The organism is Methanoculleus sp. UBA413, assembly GCF_002502935.1.
Taxonomy (GTDB): Archaea; Halobacteriota; Methanomicrobia; order Methanomicrobiales; family Methanoculleaceae; genus Methanoculleus; species Methanoculleus bourgensis.
The window spans coordinates 1-2,648 of sequence record NZ_DAQR01000047.1 but is presented as its reverse complement, the minus strand read 5'-3'; the positions used below and the strand labels follow the sequence as shown (position 1 = coordinate 2,648).

Annotated in this window: 2 protein-coding genes; both read left to right on the top strand. The window is 62.9% G+C overall.

The window, feature by feature from the left end; genetic code table 11:
- The coding region (locus BP858_RS03585; protein WP_286878860.1) for an MFS transporter at positions 1-690 on the top strand (690 nt) is incomplete at its 5' end.
- Positions 691-735: 45 nt separating this feature from the next.
- Complete coding sequence (locus BP858_RS03580; RefSeq protein WP_074175073.1) at positions 736-2,385, top strand: ABC1 kinase family protein; 1,650 nt, start codon at positions 736-738, stop codon at positions 2,383-2,385.
- Positions 2,386-2,648 lie beyond the last annotated feature (263 nt).

Sequence of the window (2,648 nt, the reverse complement as noted above, 5' to 3'; positions counted from 1 at the left end):
GGGCTTGTCATCCTCGCGATTCCCGGCATCGTGATGGCGGCGGTGCTCCGCTACGTCCTGCCCGCCCCCATGCGCCGCGAGGTCCCTGCACCGTCCTCCCGGAGCGAACGGCCCGCACGCCGGGCGATCACACTCCTGGTCGCGGCTTCAGGCCTCCGGGCGTGGGCGATATTCGGCTCAGTCGCGTTCCTCCCGACCATCCTCACCCTGCGGGGCATCGATCTCGTGACCGCGAACCTGCTGGTCTCGGGCATGCTCATCGCCGGGGTCGTGGGGCAACTCGTCGGCGGGACACTCTCTGACCGCTATGGCCGCAAGGAGTACACGCTCATCGGGCTTGTCACCGCCATCCCGCCGTTCCTCGTCTTTCTCATGACCGACGGCATCGTCTCGCTGGTCGCGATGATCATCTTCGGGTTCATCCTCTGGTCGACCTTTGCCGTCACCGTCGCCATGGCTCACGAGATAGCACCCGGGAACGTCGGGCTCGTCTCCGGGCTGATGCTCGGGCTCGCGGTCGGCGTGGGCGGGATGGGGGTTGCGGCCACCGGGTGGATTGCTGATGCGACCTCACTCTCGGTTGGCCTCATGACGATCCCGGTTGCGATCGCCCTTGCCGTCCCGCTATTCCTTGCGGTCCCCTATCCCTGGAAGGTCTTCTCGCGGAGCCGGTCTCCCACCCTGGGATAATCCCACCCCAACCTCTTAAGTAGAGGGAGCGCGGATTCATCGCCGATGGTCACCCGGTTCCAGCGCTACCGACAGATAGCCGATGTGCTGGTCAAGTATGGTTTTGGGATCCTCGTCGAGGAGGTCATTCCAGGGGGCAGGCGGTTACAGGCGCTCCGGAGATCTCCCGGTGAGGAACGGTCGGTATACGAGCGGATCCGGCTTGCCATTGAGGAACTGGGGCCGACCTACATTAAGTTCGGCCAGATCATGAGCACGCGCCGGGAACTCCTCCCGCCTGAACTCATCGAGGAACTCCAGAAGTTGCAGGACCAGGTTGCCCCGCTCCCGTTTGAGGAGATCCGGCCGGTGATCCAGCGCTACTGCCCGAACCTGGAGGAGTGTTTTGATATCATCGAGGAGGAGCCGGTCGCGGCCGCCTCCCTCTCGCAGGTGCACCGCGCGGTGATGCGAGACGGCCGGGTCGTCGCCCTCAAGGTGCAGCGCCCGGGAATCGTTGACCTCATCGAGACCGATCTTTTAATCCTGCAGTCACTTGCAAGACGGGTCGAGTCGCTCTCCCCTGCCCTGCGGGTCTACAACCTGCGCGGCATGGTTGATGAGTTCTCTCTCCAGATCAGGCGCGAACTGGATTTCGCCCAGGACGGGATGAACGCGGACCGTCTCAGGAGGAACATGCGCGGGATTCCGGGCGTGAAGATCCCCCGGGTCCACTGGGGGATCTCCGGCCCCTGCCTGCTTGCCATGGACTACGTCGAGGGGGTGCGGATCGACGACGTGGCGGCCATCCGGGCGTTCGGCCTCTTTCCCGAGGATATTGCCGACCTTGGGTTTTCTGCCTACATCCAGCAGATCTTCGTGGACGGTTTCTTTCACGGGGATCCCCACCCCGGAAACCTCCTGGTTACCAGGCGGGGAGAGGTCGTCTTCCTCGATTACGGCATCGTCGGGGTTCTCCGCCCGGAGAGACGGCGCGCTTTTGCCGACCTCCTCCTTGCCATGACCAGGACAGATGTCGCGGGCGTTATCGCGGCGCTCGAGAAGCTCGATGTGCATATCAGCCCGGCAGATCTCGACTCCGTGAAGGATGACCTCTATCTGGTCCTGCTGGATTACCGGGAGATGCGGCTTGAGCGGATGAACTTTGCAGTAGCGATCCGGGGCCTGACCGATACACTTCGCCGGTACCACATCAGGGTCCCATCCAACCTGATGCTGATGATGAAAGTTGTCGTCATGGTGATGGATATCGGCACCAGGCTCGACCCCTCGTTCAACTTCGACCAGAGAATCCGGCCGTACCTGGCCAGGATCATCGCGCAGCAGCGGTTCTCCCCCGAAACCATGGCTAAAACGGTGTGGTCGCTCGCGGACGCGGCAGAGGGGCTGCTCGCCATCCCGGGGAACGTGAACGAGACCCTAAAGACCCTCTCGGAGGGGACCGTCACGATCGAGCTTGAGGATACCGATCTCGGGAAGATCGTCGGCGTCATCGACCGGACGAGCGATAAGCTCATCGTCGGGCTGGTGGTCGCCGCGATTGTTGTGGGCTCGTCGCTGGTGCTCCGGGTGGCCGATCTCCCGATCCCCGGCTATGTCACGACCCTTGCGGTCGTGGGTTATGTCTTTGCGGTGCTGGTCGGGTTTTATGCGGTCTATAATATCCTCAGGCACGGGAGGGTCATACGGCGGTGAGGGGTGAGAGAGCCCCCATACGCGCTAACGTTCGGTATGGAGATTCACGAGAATGACGCTCGATTCGGGAGATGGGGGTCGGTTTTGGGTATTACTGGTTAGTCTACGGTCAATAGCCCGCCTCCTCGGGAAACGGTCTTGATCCCTGTCAGGGAGCATACGATGAGAGCCCGATCGGTTCGCTCCGGGAGGTTATCATTGCCCCAGGGGATAAGCCCGGGCACTGCCCCCGCCGCTTTCGGGCGGGGGAGGAGGCCGCAGGC

Coding starts and splice junctions, on each gene's coding strand:
- BP858_RS03580 (WP_074175073.1), top strand. CDS start 736: ATGGTCACCCGGTTCCAGCGCTACCGACAGATAGCCGATGTGCTGGTC.